The sequence below is a fragment of the Rhizobium sp. Root483D2 genome (assembly GCF_001426685.1).
GTDB lineage: Bacteria > Pseudomonadota > Alphaproteobacteria > Rhizobiales > Rhizobiaceae > Pararhizobium > Pararhizobium qamdonense.
In genome coordinates, this window is sequence record NZ_LMFB01000013.1 from 168,212 (window position 1) to 187,180 (window position 18,969).

19 protein-coding genes are annotated in these 18,969 nt (G+C 60.7%); 4 read left to right on the forward strand and 15 right to left on the reverse strand.

Annotated elements, in window-relative coordinates:
• Positions 1-15: 15 nt before the first annotated feature.
• From ASD32_RS12315 to ASD32_RS12335, 5 genes are all read right to left on the reverse strand, one after another.
• Positions 16-1,026 carry an NAD(P)-dependent oxidoreductase gene (locus tag ASD32_RS12315; protein WP_060638334.1) on the reverse strand — a complete coding sequence of 337 codons (1,011 nt, stop codon included), beginning with the start codon at positions 1,024-1,026 and terminating at the stop codon, positions 16-18.
• Positions 1,023-1,463: a transporter gene (locus ASD32_RS12320; protein WP_060638335.1), complete on the reverse strand. Its 441-nt coding sequence runs from the start codon at positions 1,461-1,463 to the stop codon at positions 1,023-1,025. Before ASD32_RS12320 ends, ASD32_RS12315 begins: the two co-directional genes overlap by 4 nt.
• Positions 1,464-1,578: 115 nt before the next feature.
• A complete protein-coding gene (locus ASD32_RS12325) occupies positions 1,579-2,901 on the reverse strand; it encodes an FAD-binding oxidoreductase (protein WP_060638336.1) in 1,323 nt (440 codons plus the stop codon).
• Entirely contained in the window at positions 2,898-4,340 is a 1,443-nt protein-coding gene (locus tag ASD32_RS12330) for a UbiA family prenyltransferase (protein WP_060638337.1), read from the reverse strand. The genes ASD32_RS12325 and ASD32_RS12330 overlap by 4 nt, the downstream gene beginning before the upstream one ends.
• 127 nt (positions 4,341-4,467) lie before the next feature.
• On the reverse strand, positions 4,468-5,352 hold the full coding sequence (locus ASD32_RS12335) for a phospholipase (protein WP_060638338.1): 885 nt from the start codon (positions 5,350-5,352) through the stop codon (positions 4,468-4,470).
• Between the two features lie 241 nt (positions 5,353-5,593).
• Between ASD32_RS12335 and parE the strand changes: the two genes are divergently transcribed.
• Complete coding sequence (gene parE, locus ASD32_RS12340) at positions 5,594-7,672, forward strand: DNA topoisomerase IV subunit B (RefSeq protein WP_060638339.1); 2,079 nt, start codon at positions 5,594-5,596, stop codon at positions 7,670-7,672.
• 99 nt (positions 7,673-7,771) lie between these two features.
• Here parE and ASD32_RS12345 read toward each other — a convergent pair whose 3' ends face one another.
• Positions 7,772-8,230 (reverse strand): GNAT family N-acetyltransferase, encoded by a 459-nt coding sequence (locus ASD32_RS12345; protein ID WP_244490158.1) that lies wholly within the window; start codon positions 8,228-8,230, stop codon positions 7,772-7,774.
• Positions 8,231-8,480: 250 nt separating this feature from the next.
• Between ASD32_RS12345 and ASD32_RS12350 the strand changes: the two genes are divergently transcribed.
• Positions 8,481-8,927, forward strand: a complete 447-nt coding sequence (locus ASD32_RS12350; RefSeq protein ID WP_060638341.1) for a hypothetical protein — start codon at positions 8,481-8,483, stop codon at positions 8,925-8,927.
• A 13-nt stretch (positions 8,928-8,940) separates the two neighbouring features.
• Here the strand turns inward: ASD32_RS12350 and ASD32_RS12355 are convergent, their stop codons facing one another.
• Positions 8,941-9,969 (reverse strand): aldehyde reductase, encoded by a 1,029-nt coding sequence (locus tag ASD32_RS12355; protein WP_244490159.1) that lies wholly within the window; start codon positions 9,967-9,969, stop codon positions 8,941-8,943.
• Positions 9,970-10,068: 99 nt separating this feature from the next.
• Positions 10,069-11,208, reverse strand: coding sequence for a DUF2336 domain-containing protein (locus ASD32_RS12360; RefSeq protein WP_060638342.1), 1,140 nt, complete (start codon positions 11,206-11,208; stop codon positions 10,069-10,071).
• Positions 11,209-11,287: 79 nt separating this feature from the next.
• Between ASD32_RS12360 and ASD32_RS12365 the strand changes: the two genes are divergently transcribed.
• Complete coding sequence (locus ASD32_RS12365) at positions 11,288-12,016, forward strand: aldolase/citrate lyase family protein (RefSeq protein WP_060638343.1); 729 nt, start codon at positions 11,288-11,290, stop codon at positions 12,014-12,016.
• Positions 12,017-12,026: 10 nt separating this feature from the next.
• Here ASD32_RS12365 and ASD32_RS12370 read toward each other — a convergent pair whose 3' ends face one another.
• On the reverse strand, positions 12,027-12,629 hold the full coding sequence (locus ASD32_RS12370; protein WP_060638344.1) for a flavin reductase family protein: 603 nt from the start codon (positions 12,627-12,629) through the stop codon (positions 12,027-12,029).
• Positions 12,629-13,213: a nitroreductase gene (locus ASD32_RS12375; RefSeq protein ID WP_060638345.1), complete on the reverse strand. Its 585-nt coding sequence runs from the start codon at positions 13,211-13,213 to the stop codon at positions 12,629-12,631. Before ASD32_RS12375 ends, ASD32_RS12370 begins: the two co-directional genes overlap by 1 nt.
• A 115-nt stretch (positions 13,214-13,328) precedes the next feature.
• On the opposite strand from ASD32_RS12375, the gene ASD32_RS12380 reads away from it, so the two are divergent.
• Complete coding sequence (locus ASD32_RS12380) at positions 13,329-14,336, forward strand: hypothetical protein (RefSeq protein WP_060638346.1); 1,008 nt, start codon at positions 13,329-13,331, stop codon at positions 14,334-14,336.
• A gap of 15 nt (positions 14,337-14,351) precedes the next feature.
• Here the strand turns inward: ASD32_RS12380 and ASD32_RS12385 are convergent, their stop codons facing one another.
• From ASD32_RS12385 to ASD32_RS12405, 5 genes are all read right to left on the reverse strand, one after another.
• Complete coding sequence (locus ASD32_RS12385) at positions 14,352-15,194, reverse strand: lysophospholipid acyltransferase family protein (RefSeq protein WP_060638347.1); 843 nt, start codon at positions 15,192-15,194, stop codon at positions 14,352-14,354.
• Positions 15,195-15,401: 207 nt separating this feature from the next.
• Complete coding sequence (thrS, locus tag ASD32_RS12390) at positions 15,402-17,390, reverse strand: threonine--tRNA ligase (protein WP_060638348.1); 1,989 nt, start codon at positions 17,388-17,390, stop codon at positions 15,402-15,404.
• A 118-nt stretch (positions 17,391-17,508) separates the two neighbouring features.
• A complete protein-coding gene (locus ASD32_RS12395; RefSeq protein WP_060638349.1) occupies positions 17,509-18,042 on the reverse strand; it encodes a DUF1697 domain-containing protein in 534 nt (177 codons plus the stop codon).
• On the reverse strand, positions 18,039-18,407 hold the full coding sequence (gene yidD, locus ASD32_RS12400) for a membrane protein insertion efficiency factor YidD (protein WP_060638350.1): 369 nt from the start codon (positions 18,405-18,407) through the stop codon (positions 18,039-18,041). Before yidD ends, ASD32_RS12395 begins: the two co-directional genes overlap by 4 nt.
• Before the next feature lies 1 nt (position 18,408).
• Positions 18,409-18,858 carry an iron-sulfur cluster assembly scaffold protein gene (locus ASD32_RS12405; protein ID WP_156383157.1) on the reverse strand — a complete coding sequence of 150 codons (450 nt, stop codon included), beginning with the start codon at positions 18,856-18,858 and terminating at the stop codon, positions 18,409-18,411.
• Positions 18,859-18,969: the final 111 nt, after the last annotated feature.

Below are 18,969 nucleotides of genomic sequence, written 5' to 3' on the forward strand. Positions count from 1 at the left end.
TCGTGATCCCCTGGTTCATTCGGCCGGTACGGCGGATGTGTGTGCGAAAGCCTTTCCGGCCTTCTTGGCGCGATATTCGTCGTAGGCTGCGATCAGCATGTCGCCGTCATTGTACTCGGCCTTCCAGCCCAGCTCCTTCTTGAGCTTGCCGGTTTCGCGGATGCACATTTCGTCGGCGATCAGATACTGTTCCGGGTCCATGATCGGCAGGTTGACGAAATCGAAGGCGGCAAGCGTCGCCTTGACCGCGAAGGCCGGCGTCGGCAGCAGGAACGATTTCGATCCGGCATGGACGATCAGGTCGCCCAGCAGCTTCTTCACCGGCGGCGGATTGTCGGAGCCGAGATTGTAAGCCTCGTTCGGCACGCCGCCCTTCCAGGCAAGACGCGCAGCCTCGGCGCAATCGAAGACCGAGATGAACTGGTAGGGGTTCTTGCCCGAGCCGATCATCGGCACCGGCAGATTGGCGTCGATCAGCTTGAACAGCTTTTCCAGAATACCGAGACGGCCGGGGCCGATAATGAGGCGCGGGCGGAAAATCGAGATATTCATGCCCTGCTTGCGCCATTCGGCGGCGAGCTGCTCGGTTGCCCATTTCGACTTGCCGTATTCACCCAGCGGTTTTGCCGGATGCGCCTCGGTCTGCGGCGACATGACCGTGTGGCCGTAGATCATGTCGGTGGTGAACTGCACCATCCGGTTGGCGCCGGACTTTGCTGTCGCCTTCATGATGTTTTCAGCGCCGTAATAATTGACCGGCCAGAAGAACTGCCAGCGCTTGGAGCGCACCTGCAGCGGCGACAGCATCTTCGCCGCCATGTTGTAGACCATGTCGTCCGGGCCGATCTCGACCTTCATCACGTCGTCCGCATTGGTCACGTCGCAAGGGACGAAACGGGCACGGGCGTAATGCGGCAGGTCGGACTTGGCGATATCGGCGACGAGGACCTCTTCACCGTCCTGGACCAGACGTTCTGCGAGATGGCGGCCGACGAAGCCGTCACCGCCGAAAATGATATGTTTCATGATGCGCTCCCGATTTTTGCTGTTTTGGCGCCCGCAGCTTCAAGCGATGACTGGTCTTCATGCGAAGACATACCTGACTGGGCAATGAGAATGGTTCCGACGCAGATGAAGCCGATGCCGGCGATGCGCCAGGCGTTCAGATCCTCGTGGAAAACGAAATAGGCAAAGATGGCCACTGCCACATAGGCAAGGCTGAGAAATGGATAGGCGAAGGAAAGTTCCACCTTCGACAGGACGTAAAGATGCGACACCATTGAAATGACGAAGGTGGCAAGTCCGGCGAAGACCCAGGGGTTGAACACCACCTGGAAAATACGGGCAATGAAAGTATCAGCCGTGAAGCTCAACGGTCCCAGCGACAGCATGCCCTGTTTCAGCATGACTTGTGCAGCCGCGTTGGTCAGTACGGTGAAGAGAATGAATACGATATACTTCATGTCGATGTCCCCTGTTCCCGTCCGGATACTTACAGCTAAGAGCCGTATATTCCGTGAAATTCGGGCGTTTATTTAATTCAAATTGTTCCTATTCCCATTTCGGCAAAGCCTGTTTTCAACCCGGCAAGGAAAGAGCCGTGCGCTTCCAGAAGTTGGAAACCATGGCCGGATCGCGCAATTCTTCCAGTTCGCGCCAGCGCGGGAACGAGAAATCAAAGGTTTGCGGGCTCATCCGGGCATCCTTGTAGGGATTGATGGCGCCGCCGGCCTCCACAACCATGGCATCAAGGCGGTTGAGAAGTTTAAGGGTCTCTTCACCCTGATTGGCGAAATCCAAGGTCAGCGTAAAACCGGGCCTCGGGAAGGATAAAAGTCCGCCCGATTGCTGACTGCCGAACTTTTTCAAGACGGTCAAAAAAGAAGCGTGACCCGCCTTGCGGGCGGTCTCCAGCAGGCGTGGCGTCAGATACGGGGCGTCCGCCGACGGATAGACGCTCTGGTGCTGGTAAAGACCCTTCGGTCCATAGAGCCGGTTCCAGTTGCCGATCGCATCCAGCGGATGAAAATAGCCGGGCCATTTGACGGTCTTGACCGTTTCGCCGCGTTTTTCCTTGCGGAAATAGAGTTCGTTGAACGCCTTCAGCGTCATCGTGTTCAAGAGATTGAACGGCGGCGCGATCGGCACCGACAATCGCCGTGCACGCGGCATGTCCGGAAATTCGCAGGATGCATCGGCGTGATCGCCGGCCAGAAGCACGCCCCTGCCCACCCGCTTGCCGGCCGCCAGCTGGTCGATCCAGGCGACGGAATATTCATGTTCGGCATCGACGGTTTCGACCATGCCGAAATAGTCGGCGAGGGTGTCGAAGCGGATGGCGTGCTGCTGGATATGGGCGGATGGCACCTTCATCAGCTGCAGATCGACCGACAGGATCAGCCCCGTCAGGCCCATGCCGGCGATGGTGGCGTAGAACAGTTCGCGGTTTTCCACAGGCGAGCATGCAAGCATTTCCCCGTTCGATCGCAGCAATGTCAGGCCGCGCACATGCCTGCCGAACGTCCCGCGCGCATGATGGTTCTTGCCGTGGACATCGTTGGCGACGGCACCGGCAACAGTGACAGACGCGGTTCCCGGCGTGACCGGCAGGAAGAACCGGTGCGGGATCGCCGTCTCAAGGATGGAATGGAGGGTAACGCCGGCGTCGCAGGCGATGATGCCGGTTCCCGGGTCAAATCCAAGGATGCGGGTGCGCACCCGGCTCTCGATCAGCTTGCCCTGGTCGTTATGGCAGCTGTCGCCATAGGACCGGCCGTTGCCGAACGGCAGGAATGCGCCGGGGGCCGCACTTTCCCTGAGGTTCTCATAGGCATCGGGCGATACGGACTGCCGGGCGCGGCGATCGATCCGGCCCCAGCTGTCAAATCCTGTCGATGTCATGGCGTTCCCATTGCACCGGCGAGCACGAAGCCGGCGCCGATGGTCATGGTCACGAGGCTGCGCCAGTCGCGCATGATGAACACCACCGGATCCTCATGCAGCATGCCGCGGCGGGCCAGCATCCAGATGCGCAGGAGCATGTAGAGGACGAGCGGGCAAAGCGGCCAGAGCGCCCAGTCCAGCGTGTACATCTCCTGCATTTCCTTGCTGTGGATATAGAGCGCCAGAACCAGCGCCGAGGCGAAAGCCGAGGAGACGCCGGCCTGACCGACCATTTCGAAATCGACGGCCAGATAGCCGCGTCCAGGCACCTGGTTTCCATCGCGCCCGTCATATTCGTCGAGCTCGACATAGCGCTTGACCAGCGCCAGGCTGAGGAAAAAGAAGATGGAAAACGACAGAAGCCAGAAAGACAGCTCCGTGCCGGTGGCAGCCGAGCCTGCGATGATGCGGACCGTGTAGAGCCCGGCCAGCGTGAAGACATCGACCAGCAGCTTGCGCTTGAGCACGAATGTGTAGGCCGTCGTTGCCAGGGCGTAGAACCCGAGCACGAGGGCGAAATCATAGGGCAGCACAGCCGTCAGCGACAGCGAGGCAAACAGAAGGCAGAGCGCGATCACCATGCCCATCGGCACCGACATCTGGCCGCTCGCCAGCGGCCGGTTGCGCTTCTTGGGATGGCGCCGGTCATTGGTGAGATCGGAGAGATCGTTGACCACGTAAACGGCAGAGGCCAGGAAACTGAACGCGAAGAAAGCCAGGATGACATTGACCACCGCATCCATCTGCAGGATGTCGTGGTTGAGGACCATCGGCACGCCGATCAGCACGTTCTTGGCCCATTGATGCACGCGGATCGATTTTAAGGCGGCAAAACGGGATGTCTTGCCAAGATCGAGCCGTTCGGCATCATGGGCCCGGCGCCACTTTTCAGCTGCCGCATCCGGCGCAACCACAATCGCCTTGCGCGCGGCATCAAAGACCGGAACGTCATCGCGGCTGTTGCCCATATAGTCGAAACCGCCCTCGCCGAACTTTTCGATCAGCGTCTCGCGCTTGCGGCGGCTGGTAAGGTTGATATCCGTTGTGCTGTGGAGGACCGAGGAAAACGCGCCGGTATGGGCGGCAATCCCAAGTGCCACACTTTCGGCGGCCCCGGTGACGAGGATGATCTGGCGGCCGGTTTCGCGCTCGCGCGTCAGGCGCTTCAGGACGGCCTCGCGGTAAGGCCAATCGGCGGCCTTGCGTCCGGAGCGCGCCGCGACCTCGTATTTCAGGCGCGCCTTGCCCTTCGACATCCAGAAAAGAACGGCAAATAACATCAACGGGTTGCGCAGGAGAATGATGGCCACGCCCTCCCAGAGCGTGTCTGCAGCAAGCAACGTTCCATCAAGATCGACGCACAGCGGAATATGCTGCGTTTCAGTTCGAGCATCCATAAGATCAAACCCCGAGAATATATGCCCGGAACAGTCCCACGATCAGCTTTCCAAATAGCAAACAGCGCTTGAGGCAGCGTTTCAAATTGCTGCGTTGGTTAATGAATCGCGGATATATTTCCCATCCTCAATCCAGCCCGATCCAGTTTAGCGCATCGCGCCAGTCCGTCATGCGCACGGGCGTTCCATGCGAGCCGGTTTGAAACAGAACCATGCGGCTCGGATATTTCGCCGTCTTCAACGACCGGTAAAGCGCGATCTGATCGGCTGCCGGGTAGACGCTGTCGGCACTGCCATGGCTGAAGAAGACCGGCAGTTTTCTCTTGTAAGCCGCACTCTTCATAAACGCCGGATCCGCCGGACCGCCCATGATCATCATGCCTTTCAGGGATGCAACCGCCTGCTTGTCGCGCGTGATGCCCCAGCAGATGAAGCTGCCCATCGAGGCGCAGGCAAGGACCACCGGGCGGCCCGGTGATTGCTGGCGCGCATAGGCAATCAGCCCGGCAATATCGGCAACGCCGGCATCGTCGAAAAAGCGGATGCTCGGGGCGTAGTAGACACCGCCATTATCGACGGCGAGGTTCTTCAGGCGGTTGAAATTGCCGCCGAACGACCAGTCATTGGCACCGAGCCGCCGGTCCCCGCCCCGGCCGTGGATGAAGATGACGGTGAATGCGGCGCCGCTGGCAGAACCGGTGCGCGTGACATCGAGCGGCCTTGATCCGACAGCCAGCGTCTCGTTCGCCTGCGCGCCCTTGACACCGAGCGAGACGTAGGCGCGCTTTGCCCGCCGTTCCGGTTCCTGGTCGCGGCCATTGATATCGCGCATTTCCTGATAATCGACGACGCGGTAATCGCCACCATCGGCTGTTTCGAGCACGGTGCCATAGGAAAACAGCGCGTCCTTGTAGGGTTTCAGCGGCGCTGCCTTAGCCGGGACCGCAAGCGCGATGGCGGCTATGCAGGTGAAAAAGACGCGATGGATCAAATGAGCTGTGGACAGGTGCATCCGGAATGTTCCTCTTTTGATCCAAGCCTTGCCATCGGCGCTTCCGCAAAGCAACAGTTGCGGCTATTGAAGGCGTGATCGGCGATGAGCGCTTGCGGCCCGCGCCACAGGGCTGTCAAGGTCGCTTTCGCGCCAGGAATTTGGCAGAATTCCGGCGATTCGTGCAGACATTCATGACGGCTCAGTCCGCAGCCCTTCCCAGGCCTGAAGCCGCCACCACGGAAAGACATCAAAACAGACTATGACCGACAGCAACGATCTCTTTTCAGCATTGCCCCTGGTGCCCAAGCCCGCGACGGATCCCGTCGTGCCGAAGCCGGTTGCCGCCAAACCCGTGGCGGCGCCCGTTGCAGAGCAGCGCAGCGGCGCTTCGACGGCGCTGAAGGCCGATACCGGCGATTATAACGCATCCGCCATCGAAGTGCTCGAGGGGCTGGAGCCGGTGCGCCGGCGTCCGGGCATGTATATTGGCGGCACCGACGAAAAGGCGCTGCACCATCTATTCGCCGAAGTCATCGACAACTCGATGGACGAGGCGGTGGCGGGCCATGCCAATTTCATCGACGTGCATCTCGATGCTGAAGGCTGCCTGTCCGTCACCGATAACGGCCGCGGCATCCCGGTCGAGAACCATCCGAAATTTCCGGGCAAATCGACGCTCGAAGTGATCATGACCATCCTGCATGCGGGCGGCAAGTTTGACAGCAAGGTCTACGAGACCTCAGGCGGTCTGCACGGCGTCGGCGTCTCGGTTGTCAACGCGCTCTCCGACATTCTCGAAGTCGAGGTCGCCCGCAACCGCAAGCTCTACCGCCAGCGCTTCTCACGCGGCATTCCGCAGGGCGGGCTGGAGGAGCTGGGCGACGTCCAGAACCGGCGCGGCACCAAGGTCAAATTTCATCCCGATCCGGAAATCTTCGGGGCGCATGCCAAATTCGACCCGGCCCGGCTTTTCCGTATGGCGCGCTCCAAGGCCTATCTGTTCGGCGGCGTCGAAATCCGCTGGTCCTGCGATCCGGCGCTGATCGAGGGCACGGAAACGCCGGAAAAGGCCGTGTTCCACTTCCCCGGCGGCCTGAAGGATTATCTTCAGGCGACCATGGGCAAGGAATTCACCGTCACCCGCGAAATCTTTGCCGGCAAGACGGAAAAGACCGGCGGCCACGGTGCGCTTGAATGGGCGGTCACCTGGTACGGTGGCGACAGCATCGTGCATTCCTATTGCAACACCATTCCCACCCCCGAAGGCGGCACGCATGAGGCGGGCTTCCGCATTGCGCTCACCAAGGGCCTGAAAGCCTATGCCGAGCTGACGCAGAACAAGCGCGCGGCGATCGTAACCACCGAAGACGTGATGATTTCGGCGGCCGGCATGCTGTCTGTCTTCATCCGAGAACCGGAATTCGTCGGCCAGACCAAGGACAAGCTGGCGACCGTCGAAGCCCAGCGTATCGTCGAGAACGCCCTGCGCGACCCGTTTGACCACTTTCTGGCCGACAATCCGCAGGAAGCCCACAAGCTTCTCGAATGGGTGATCGAGCGTGCCGACGAACGGGTGCGCCGCCGCAAGGAAAAAGAGGTCACCCGTAAATCGGCGGTGCGCAAGCTGCGCCTGCCGGGCAAGCTTGCCGACTGCTCGCAGAATTCGGCAGAAGGCGCCGAACTGTTCATCGTCGAAGGCGATTCGGCTGGAGGTTCGGCCAAGCAGGCGCGCAACCGCTCCAACCAGGCAATCCTGCCATTGCGCGGCAAAATCCTCAACGTCGCCAGCGCCGGCCGCGAAAAACTCGGCGCCAACCAGCAGATCAGCGATCTCGTCCAGGCGCTCGGCTGCGGCACGCGCAGCAAATACCGCGAGGAAGACCTGCGCTACGAGCGCGTCATCGTCATGACCGATGCCGATGTCGACGGCGCCCATATCGCCTCGCTGCTGATCACCTTCTTCTATCAGGAAATGCCCGAACTCGTCCGGGGCGGCCATCTCTATCTCGCCGTTCCGCCGCTCTACCGCATTACCCAAGGGGCAAAGACGCTTTATGCCCGCGACGACGCGCACCGGGTGGAACTGGTCGAGACGGAATTCAACGGCCGCGGCAAGATCGAAATCGGCCGCTTCAAGGGTCTGGGCGAAATGATGCCGGCGCAGCTGAAGGAAACCACGATGGATCCTTCCAAGCGCACGCTGCTGAAGGTCGCCATCGACGAGGTGGATTTCGAAGGCACGCGCGAAGCCGTCGATAACCTGATGGGCACCAAGGCCGACGCCCGCTTCCGCTTCATCCAGGAACGCGCGGTGTTTGCGGATAACCTGGACATCTGATCAAAGCGCTCACGAAGCGATTCAACATGCTGTCGAATTGAGTCATGTTTCCGCTCCAAGCCATGGAGCGGAAACGGTTTTCACGCTCTCAAATGCGCGTCAAACGATTGTCTTTTCCATGAAAATGCTCAGCGGATCCGGTTGATAGGAACCGAACGGGCCGGTCTCCACATAGCCTGCGGACTTATAGAGGCCGATGGCTTCCGGCTGATAGATGCCGGTTTCGAGCCGGATCGCCGACAGCCCGGTTTCACGGCCGTGACTTTCCAGATGCTCCAGCAGTTTGCGGCCGATCTTCAGGCCGCGCGCCTTTGGATCGACGAACATGCGCTTGATCTCGGCGCTGCCATCGCCGGCATCCACCAGCGCGCAACAGCCGACAATATCGCCCTCATGACGGGCGACGAAGAAGGAGACTGAGGGCTTTTCCAGCGTCGAGACATCGACCAGGTGATTGCTTTCGGGCGGATAGAGCGACTGCGCGTAAACGTCGGATTGGTGGAGCAGGTTGAGAACTCCCGGCTGACGTGGCGATTCTTTTTCAATGGTTGGAGTCACTTGGCGTTGTTCCTTCACAGGTCGAGTCATACCCTTGCCAGTTGACACTAAGAGCAGGCTTAAGAAAACGACAGACGCCAAATTTCGCCCCTTCCTGCCATCGTGCCGCCAAGGCGAGTGGAAACAAATTGTTTCCAACTTTTCCGGCTTCGCCTTACTTCCGGAGCAAACGGGCTTTTAAGATTTGCGCACCGAGAATCGCTTCATGCAAAGGAGCGGTACCTCCCCCGTTTTTGGAGACATATTCGCGATGGTTCCTGCCTTGATCGTCATGACAATTCTCGGCTGCGACGACAGTGTCAGCCAATGCCACTACGTTTCGACGGTCAGCGGCACCTGGCAGACGATTGCCACATGCGATGCGGAATCACAGAAGCAATTGCCGAAATTCTCCAACGCCAACTATCCGGTGATCGTCGCCGTCTGCGAAACATCAGGCGACACGATGGCCACGGCCAAGGACCCGGCCCCTGGCACGGCCACACCATCGGCGCTCGATCAGGCACACACGGTCACCGCCGATCCGGTGCCCACGCCGCCCGGAGCCGAGCAGCAAAGGCCAAGCCTGCCGCGCCGGACGCTGGCCATGGTGACGGGCGCCCTGCCCGATGGATCGACGCTGCGCAACGCCGTGACGAAACCCGTCCATTATATCGAGGACGGCTATTCCTGGGTGGCGCGGAAATTTACCCGGTAGTTGAACGACCAGCCTAAACCAACCCGGCTGCTATCAGGCTTTCGGCGCTGGCGCGCACGGCTTCATCCTCCGGCCGGGGTTTCCATCCGAGCACGCGTTTGGCCTTTTCGTTCGATATGCGCGCGTCGCGGCCGAGCTCGCCGGCGATCAGTTTCAGACCGGGATCGAAATACGCTGCAAGTCCGGCAAGCCAGTTCGGCAGCACGAACTTTGGCAGTTTCTTGCCATAGGCCGGAAAATCCCGTTTCAGCACGGCGACGATATCCTTGATCGACAATGCCTCGCCGGCAATGATGAACCGCTCGCCGGCAGCCTTCGGGACGGTCAAGGCCAGCACATGCGCTTCTGCCGCATCGCGAACGTCAACAACAGGCACGCGGAAGTCCGGCATGGCGGGGTAACGGCCCTTCATCAGGCTCTGCACGAGGCCCACCGACGTGCCGGTTTCCGTGCCCAGGATAGGTCCGAGGATCATTCCGGGGTTGACGACGGCAAGTTCAAGACCGTTTTCGCGGGCAAAATCCCAGGCGGCGCGTTCGGCCAGCGTCTTCGACTTGTAATAGGGCGTCGCCAGAGGGCCATCCGGATCAGTCCAATCCTTTTCCGAAAAGGGCGCCCTGCCCGGCCCGTAGCTGATGGCGGCGATTGACGATGTCAAAACCACGCGGCGAACACCGGCTGCCTTTGCCGCCCGCAGCACCCGCAATGTTCCCTCTCGGGCCGGACGGATCAGGTCATCCTCGTTCTTCGGCACATGCGATGGAAAGGGAGATGCGGTATGGACGATGTAGGCGGCGCCCGTGAAAGCGGCGTCCCATCCGGCATCGGCGGTGAGATCGGCGGTGACGAAGGAGAGCTTTCCTTGAGCCGCACCATCGGCCGAGCGGATCGCCGCCTCGATGGCATCGGCCTTTTTCATGGATCGCAGGGTTCCGCGCACCTCGTAACCCGCCTTCAACAGTTGCGCGGCGACATGACGGCCGAGAAAGCCGCCTATTCCGGTCACGGCGACCAGTCCTGCCCTATCATTATTCATCGCCATACCCCTTATCCGCCGCTGCCACAGGTTACATGGTGCGTTTCATCAACCGTGTCAAAGGCACAGCGTTCGCAAAGGCTGGGTATGGAGCGCGCGTGGTGATCAGGCGGCTTGCCGCGCCGCCAATTGCGCATAGTCGCGCGCCGTTTGGCGCTGCTCGGCGATGGTCAGCTTTTCGATGAGATCGGCAAGGCTGCCGGATGCCTCCGAAATATGGCTTCTGCCACGCAATTTCGCCAGCAGGGCCGCCGAGATCGTTGCGGTCACCGCCGGCGAACCAGCCCGGTTTTCCTTGCGCCAGATCAGCACCGCCTCGGCAAACAGCGCGCTGACATCGCGGCCAAGACCCGCACTTTCGAACAGAGCGCGAATAGCGTGGATGCGGCCATCCGACAGGATCGAGCGCACCCGCTTGTTGGACACGGCGGTCAGGTTGACGATAGCACTTGCGAAGAAATCGACCTTGCCGGAACACAGGGCGTTGAGCAGAAAGGCCGGGGTCAGACGTCCTGTGACCCGGAGATGCTCGACGAGATTGGGGATCTGATCGGGACCGGCAGCGCCAGCCATGCCAACGGCGGCTTTATCGCAGGCTTCGCGGGTAATCCGCTCGACCCGGCGTTCGCCGATCGCGGCCTGCACGAGACCAAATCCGGACAATGCCGCTCCAACCTTTTCCACCAGCGCGTGGCGCGCGTCGGCCGGCAGATCGTCACGGTCGAGCAGCCGGTTGCGAACCGACCAGAGATGGCCGAGCCGGTCGCTGAGGCGCTTCAATGTCCGGCAGGAGAAGCGCGCCTGCTCGTTTTCGAGCAGGATCAGGACTTCCTCTTCGCCGCCGATTTCGGCGATCGCCGCAGCAACCGGCCGCGACATGGCCTGGCGGGCGGCAATCACCGCACGGGTTTCCGGCGTTCCCTTGGCAGCAAGATCGACAAGGTCCATATCGTTGAGCACGGGAGAGCGGGAGATGACGGCATAGGCTGTTTCGGGCTGGTCTTCGGCCAGAGACAGGATGATCGAACGGGGAATGCGGGCGCAATCTGCAACGGCTTCGGCCAGCGCCAGACGGACTTTTGGCGAGGGATCGTCCAGCAGAAAGGTCATCGCCATTTCGGCGGCATGCTCGTCAAGCGTATTCATGTCCGCCGCAACGTAAGCGCGGCCCAACGCCTGGGCTGCCCGGACCCGATCGCCGGTTTTTGCAGTTTCGACCCAACGAAGAAATGCTTGAATGATCACCGACGCCTCACTACACACCAACCAGCCACAATCACGGTGCTTCCTACGTTAGCGATCAAAGGTTTAAGATTGGTTCACCATGTCCGTTAACCGCTTTGAAATGACGCTGCCGATCCTCTGCGTGGCACCGGATGTGCTGTCGCCGATGATCGATGCCTGCGCGGCGGCAACGGTGATCATCGATATCCGCAAGGATTGGCTTACGGGACGACTAGGCGCAGCGCAGGCTGCATCGGACGCAGCGCAGGCGATCCTTGCGCAGAGGCAGCCGCAAGCGGGCGCAACGCTGTTTCGCGTCGGCAGGCCGGATGACGAGGCGGGACAGGCGGCAATCGAGCGGCTGGTGGCGCTGCGGCCGCAGGGCTTTGTGCTTTCCGGCTGCAGCGGGGCCGCCGATATCCAGAAATTCGACGTCATGCTGCGGGTCGCCGAAGCCACTCAGGGGATCGAGCCGGGCGCCGTGGCGCTGGTGGCCGAGCTTGGCGAGGATACCGCGTTCATTCTCTCGGCAACGTCCTTCAAGGACGTCTCGCAGCGGCTGAAAGCGATCATTTTCGATGGGCAAGGCGTGACGCGGGCTACGGCAAGCCAGGCGTACAATGGGGCGGCATCACGGGCCGGTGCACCGCTGCTTCTTGCGCGGGCAACGGCCGTCATCAAGGCGGCGCAGGCGGGCATTGCCTGTTACGAATTGCTTGAAGAGCAGGCGGATGATCCGCAGACGATGCGCGAGATTGCGCTTGCCGATGGTTTTTCCGGAGTTATCGCGCGCAACGCCGCGCAGCTGGCAGCGCTTGCCGGAGCGTAAGGCACCTGCCCTAGCGTCTCGGCCGCAACAATTCGAAGACATCCCCGGCGTCGCAATAATCCATATATCCCATACGCCCGACCGGCCGGACCTTGGCCATATCGAAGCGGCCGTCACGAACAGCCTCGTCGCGGATATGGATGCCCACGACCTGGCCGATGACCACGTGGTTTTCGGACAAGGTTCCATCGAGCGTCTTCGGCTGGAATATGTCCGTCACCTTGCATTCCAGCGCCGCATAGGCCTCGGCAACGAAGGGCGCGCGCACGAATTCGCCTTCGACGGGCGTCAATCCGGCCAGCGCAAATTCGCTTTCGCCATGGGGCACCGGGGCCGAGGTGAGGTTCATGGCGTCGCGAATATCGAAGCTGACGAAATTGGCGGTGAATTCGCGGGTTTCCTCGATATTGCGCAGCGAATCCTTGCGGCCGGACGAGGAGAACATCACCATCTTCGGCGTATCGCTGATGGCGTTGAAGAAGGAATAGGGCGCCAGATTGAGGCTGCCAGCTTCAGCCCGCGATCCGATCCAGCCGATCGGCCGCGGCGAGACGATGGCCTTGAACGGATCATGGGCGAGGCCATGCGCGTTTTGTGCGGTCGCATAAAACATCAGCTGTCCTCGCCAACCCAGGTGACGATATCGGCAAGCTCCGGACGCGGGCGCTCGGTTGGCGGAACCTGCGGCGTGCCGATGTGAATGAAGCCGGCGACCCTTTCGCCCGGCTGAACGCCCAGCAGCGTATAGGCCTTTTCATCGAACGCATACCATTCGGTCAGCCAGTTCGAGCAAAAGCCGAGCGCATTGGCGGCCATCAGCAGATTGAGGCAGACGGCGCCCGCCGACATGACCTGTTCCCATTCGGGCACCTTAAAATGCGGAGCCGCCTTGCTGACCACGGCAATGACCACCGGCGCGCGGGTCAGGCGGGTGTTTTCCACCTTGATCATCTCGTCTGACAGATCGGGTTTGGCGGCGAGCGCCATTTTCGCCAGTTCGGTGCTCAGCCGCACCCGCTCGTCGCCGCGATAGACGATGAAACGCCAGGGCGCCAGCTTGCCATGATCGGGCACGCGCGAGGCCAGCTTCAGCATCTCTTCGATTTCAGCCGTGCCCGGTCCCGGTCCGCCCATCTGAAAGGCCGGAATAGACCGGCGGGTTGCCAGATAATCACGCAGACTGATTTCAGTTTTCATCGCCGCCCATTTCCACTAGTTTGCCAGCGCACGCCGCCGCTCCCCCGAAGGCAGCCACGAAAATGCCATATCGGCGTTTCAAGTGGAGCCACACACTCAGGATGTCAACCACCCCATGCGCATCAAGGCCGGTCCCGTTCGCACTGTCTCCATAGCGCTCGTTCTTGCGACAGCTGCCACCGGTGCGCCGCAGGCGCAGGAGCTTGCCGACCCCTTCAAAGCGTTTCCGGCAATCTCCGCGCCAGCCAAGAAGATGCCGAAGCTCAACAGCTTCAACCCGATGATCCCGGATGCCGCAACACAAGGGCCGACAGCAAAGGATATCGCACTCGAGGCGCATCTGACCGAGAAGGGCAAGTCTGTCGAACAGGGCCTGACCTGGCGGGTTTTCAGCCCCATTCCCGGCTCCGACGGCAAACTGCCGCTGGTTGCGACCTCGGAAGGCGGATCGGCGGCGTTTCAGCTCATCCCGGGTGAATATTTCGTCAATGTCGCCTTCGGGCGTGCTGGCGCGACCCGCAAGATCAGGGTGGCGGATGCCGGCCCGATGGAAAAGCAGGTGCTGGTGCTTGATGCCGGCGGCGTTATGCTGAATGCAGTATCGGGCAGCGACGTGCGTATTCCGCCGGGCGAGCTGAGTTTCTCGATCTTTTCGGCCGATGCGAAGGAAGACGGCGAACGCGCGCTTGTGGTCGCGGACGTCAAGCCGAACACCGTCGTGCGGTTGAATACCGGCACCTATCATGTCGTGTCCAACTATGGCTCGGTCAATGCCGTCATTCGCGCCGATATCCAGGTGGAGGCCGGCAAGCTGACGGAGGCGACGATCCAGCACCGCGCCGCCAAACTGACGCTGAAGCTCGTCTCCGAGCCCGGCGGTGAAGCGATCGCCGATACCGCCTGGTCGATCCTCACCTCATCGGGCGACGTGGTCAGCGAAAGCGTCGGCGCGTTTCCGACACTGGTTTTGGCCGAGGGCGGCTACTCGGCGGTGGCGCGCAACAACGAGAAGATTTTCCAGCGCGACTTTACCGTCAAGGCCGGCGTCAATACCGATGTCGAGGTGCTGCTGAACGACAAATCGGCGCAGCCCGCATCCGGCGCATCGGACGCGCAAGACTGAGCCGATCAGTTAAGTCTAAGACGCTGCTCTCTTCAGAAACGGCTTGCGCGGCGGCGCCATGCAGAACACGCCGTCATAGATGCGCGTCAGGATGTCCTTGCGGTCGGCAATGGCGCTCAGTTCCTCCCAAGCAATCAACTGGCCGATGCGCGACGAGATGGTCGTGCCAGATAGCCTGCGGAACTCGCGGATCAACAATGAAATGCGCAGGGTCAGCGAGACCTTGCTGGCCAGGTGAAACAACCGGCCGTTCTGGCCATCGAAATAGATCGGGATGACGCTCGCCTTGGCCGCCTGGATCAGCTTGGCCGGAAACATTTTCCACGGCAGGTCTTCGGCCCGGCCAAATCCCTTTCTCGCAGTTGCGACCCCACCGGCCGGAAAGACGATCAGCGTGACGCCCTCTTTCAACAGCCGCACGGCCTCGTGGCGCGTCTGCATGTTGATCGCTAACGCCTCCTTGGTTTCTTCAAACGAGATCGGCAGGGAATAGGGCGCCATTTCCGGCACCTTCAAAAGCTCGTTGTTGATCAAAACCCTGAACGGACGGCCCAACTGTTCGGCCAGCGACAGGACGGCAATGCCATCGCCGATGCCGAAGGGATGGTTGGCGACGATGACCACGGGTGTGTCAGGCAGATGGCGCGGCGGCCATTCGCCCTGGACGCGGACGCGCACATTGATGAGATCCAGCATTTCGCCGAAAATCCGGTCGCTCTTGCCGACAATATTATGGCGCCATTGATTGTAGAGCTTGGCGTAGCGATTGCGCCCGGCAAGCCCCTCCATGGAGCGGATAAACCAACGTTTCAGCCGTCGATCGTTCTCGTTGGCATAAGACAGCTCTTTGAACTGCACGCTGTTCCCCGTTCCAAGAAAAGGTGCGCCCGGAAGGGACGCAGCACAGGTATTTCGGTTTTGCCGGACTGCGTTCAGCGGCGGCGCTTATTCCACCCATCACGCATAAACCGGATAGTCTGCGAATGTTACAGTTTTCTGACAGAAGACTGAAGGTGCGGCCCTGCCGCACCTTCCCGATGAGATCATACAGACTTTCAGCCCTGATCAGGCCTTGGCCTTGCTGCGACGCTCGGCCTTGCGCTTCACGTCCGGCGGTGTTGCTTCCAGGACCAGAGAGGCGATGGCCTCATCCAGCGTCATCGGCGTCTGTGCCTGAGAGCCGAGCCTGCGGATATTGACCGTACGCTCTTCCGCCTCGCGCATGCCGCAGACGATGATGACAGGCACCTTGGTCACCGAATGCTCGCGGACCTTGTAGTTGATCTTCTCGTTGCGGAAGTCGGTCTCGACCTCGAGACCGGCATCGCGCAGCAATTCCGCAACTTCGCGGCCGTAATCATCGGCTTCCGAGGTGATGGTGGCGACGACGACCTGCAGCGGCGAGATCCACAGCGGCATATGGCCGGCGAAGTTCTCGATGAGGATACCGAGGAAGCGCTCCATCGAGCCGCAGATGGCGCGGTGGATCATCACCGGCTGGGTCTTTTCCGAGTTGCTATCGATATAGAAGGCACCGAAGCGTTCCGGCAGGTTGAAATCGACCTGCGTCGTGCCGCACTGCCATTCACGGCCGATCGCGTCCTTCAGCGTATATTCGAACTTCGGACCGTAGAAAGCGCCCTCGCCCGGCAGGATACCGGTCTTGATGCGGCCTTCCGACTGCGCCTCGATCGTCTTCAAGACGTCCATCATGACGCTTTCGGCACGATCCCAGAGCGCATCGTCGCCGACGCGTTTTTCCGGACGGGTCGAGAGCTTGACCACGACCTCCTGGAAGCCGAAGTCCTGATAGACCGACAGGATGAGATCGTTGATGCGCAGGCATTCGGCCGCCATCTGCTCGTCGGTGCAGAACACATGAGCGTCGTCCTGCGTGAAGCCGCGCACGCGCATCAGGCCATGCAGCGCGCCCGATGGCTCGTAACGATGGACATTGCCGAATTCGGCAAGCCGGATCGGCAGTTCGCGATAGGATTTCAAGCCATGCTTGAAAATCTGGATATGGCCGGGGCAGTTCATCGGCTTCAGCGCAAAGACGCGCTCGTCGTCGGTTTCGTCACCGGCGACAGTCACCTTGAACATGTTGTCGCGGTACCAGCCCCAGTGGCCGGAGGTTTCCCACAATGACTTGTCGAGCACCTGCGGTGCATTGACCTCCTGATAGGTGCCGGCCAGACGGCGGCGCATATAGGCGACCAGCGTCTGGAAGATGCGCCAGCCTTTGCCGTGCCAGAAGACGACGCCCGGGCCTTCTTCCTGGAAATGGAACAGGTCCATCTCGCGGCCCAGACGGCGGTGGTCGCGCTTTTCGGCTTCGGCCAGAATATGCAGATACTGGTCGAGCTCTTCCTGGGTGCGCCAGGCGGTGCCGTAGATGCGCGTCAGCATCGGGTTGTTTGAATCACCGCGCCAATAGGCACCGGCCACCCGCATTAGCTTGAAGGCATTGCCGATCTGGCCGGTGGAGGCCATGTGCGGCCCACGGCAGAGATCGAACCAGTCGCCCTGATAGTAGATCTTCAGGTCCTGATCCGCAGAGATCGCATCGACCAGCTCGACCTTATAATTCTCGCCCTTGTCGGCAAAGACCTGACGCGCCTTGTCGCGCGGCCAGATTTCCTTGGTAAAAGGCTTGTTGCGCTGGATGATTTCCTTCATCCGCTTTTCGATCTTTGGCAGATCGTCAGGCGTAAACGGTTCATTCTTGGCAAAGTCGTAATAGAAGCCGTTCTCGATCACCGGGCCGATGGTGACCTGCGTGCCCGGCCACAATTCCTGCACGGCTTCGGCCATCACATGGGCCGTGTCGTGGCGGATCAGTTCCAGGGCGCGGGCATCTTCGCGAGTGACGATCTCGAGCGTGCCGGAGACGACCGGATCCGACAGGTCGCGCAACTCGCCATCCAGCGCAATCGCGATGGCCTTCTTTGCAAGCGACTTCGAAATCGATTCGGCGACTTCACGGCCCGTCGTGCCAGCGGCATAACCGCGGACGGAACCATCGGGAAATGTAAGGGAAACAGCGTCAGACATGTGTTCTTCCTTGTCCAGTCCCGCCAACGAATGCGGGTGGTGTTGATAACCGGCGCGGCCGGCAAATTGACGCGCGGGTGATAGAGCGTTTTCGTGACGGAGTAAAGAACAGCCTAGATCAGGCTTCGATCATATCCGTCAGGCCACGCACCGTATTCCAATTGCGAAAGGTGCCGGGGCCAAGGCGTTTGGTGGTCAATGCCGAGAGCAGTTTTGACTCGCTCGGCTTGCCGGGGAAACGGATCCAGAGATCGCCGTTGACAACTGCGACCTGTTCTCCGCCGCCGCGCTGAATATTAGCTGGCATATCGCTGGAGAGTGGCGAGCGCATCACCCGGACGACGATATTTTGCGCTTCGGCATCGTTTACCGGGGGAAAAGGGTTGCCCGCCGCAAGTGCCAGCCAACCCGGTGCATCGCGCACAATGATATCGACATGTTTTCCGTAACGTGCGCGAAACCCCTCTTCCAGCTGCGCCTCGATCACTGCGACCGGTTCCCTTTGTGCCTCGAAAACCAGATTTCCGGTCGATACCAGCGCGCGCGCATCACGAAAGCCGAGACCTTCGGCCATCGCCCGAAGCTCCGACATCACCACGCGGCGACCGGGTGCAAGGACGATGCTGTGGAGCAAAGCGACATAAACAGTCATTGCGACGCCGGGCGCCAATACCGCCAGGGCGTATACCAATGCTTCGAGAGTGGCAGTTTCTCCGGAACCGGGTCGAGCCCGCTCGTGCCGCCGGGGCCGCAGCGCAGGAAGCGGAACAGCACCATCCAGCCGCCGGGCCAGAAGCCGTGGCGGGCAATCGCCTCGTAGCCATATTCGGAACAGGTGGGGATATGGCGGCAGGAATTGCCGATAAAGCCGGACAGTGTCAGCTGGTAGAGCCGGATGAAGGACATGCCGAACAGGCGTCCCGGCGTCTTGCGAAACGGACCCGCATAGTTGCGGCCTGAATAAGGCCGTCTGGCGCTGTCCGCCTCATGGTGCCCGCATCCCGGTTTGCCGCACATGTCAGCCGGCAGCCTTGACCGGGCGTGACGCTTCAACCTGGCCGATCGCATCGACGACGGCATCGAAGGTCAGCATGGTCGAGGCGTGGCGTGCCTTGTAATCCCGAACCGGTTTAAGGAAGCGCATGTCCTCGAAACGGCCCGATGGCCCCTCGCCGTCCGCCTTTAGCATGGCCAGCATGTCTTCGCGCGCCTGGCGGATTTCCGTGGATGTGGCGCCGACAACATGGCGGGCCATGATCGAGGACGAGGCTTGTCCAAGCGCACAGGCCTTTACCTCATGGGCGAAGCCGGTGACGGTATCGCCGTCCATTTTCAGGGTGATCCTCACCTTCGAACCACACAACTTCGAATGCGCACTCGCCTCGGCGTCCGGGTCGGCAAGCCTGCCGCTCTTGGGGATATTGCCGGCAAATTCCAAAATCCTGCTATTATAGATTTCGTCCATCATTCGGCGCGATCCGCTTGTTTTTGCGCGTTTTCAGGCAAACGGCGCATGATTTTCTATCGTATCTTAGAAAAAAACACAGTGTCTCCATCTGCGCCTCTTTCACATGTGTCC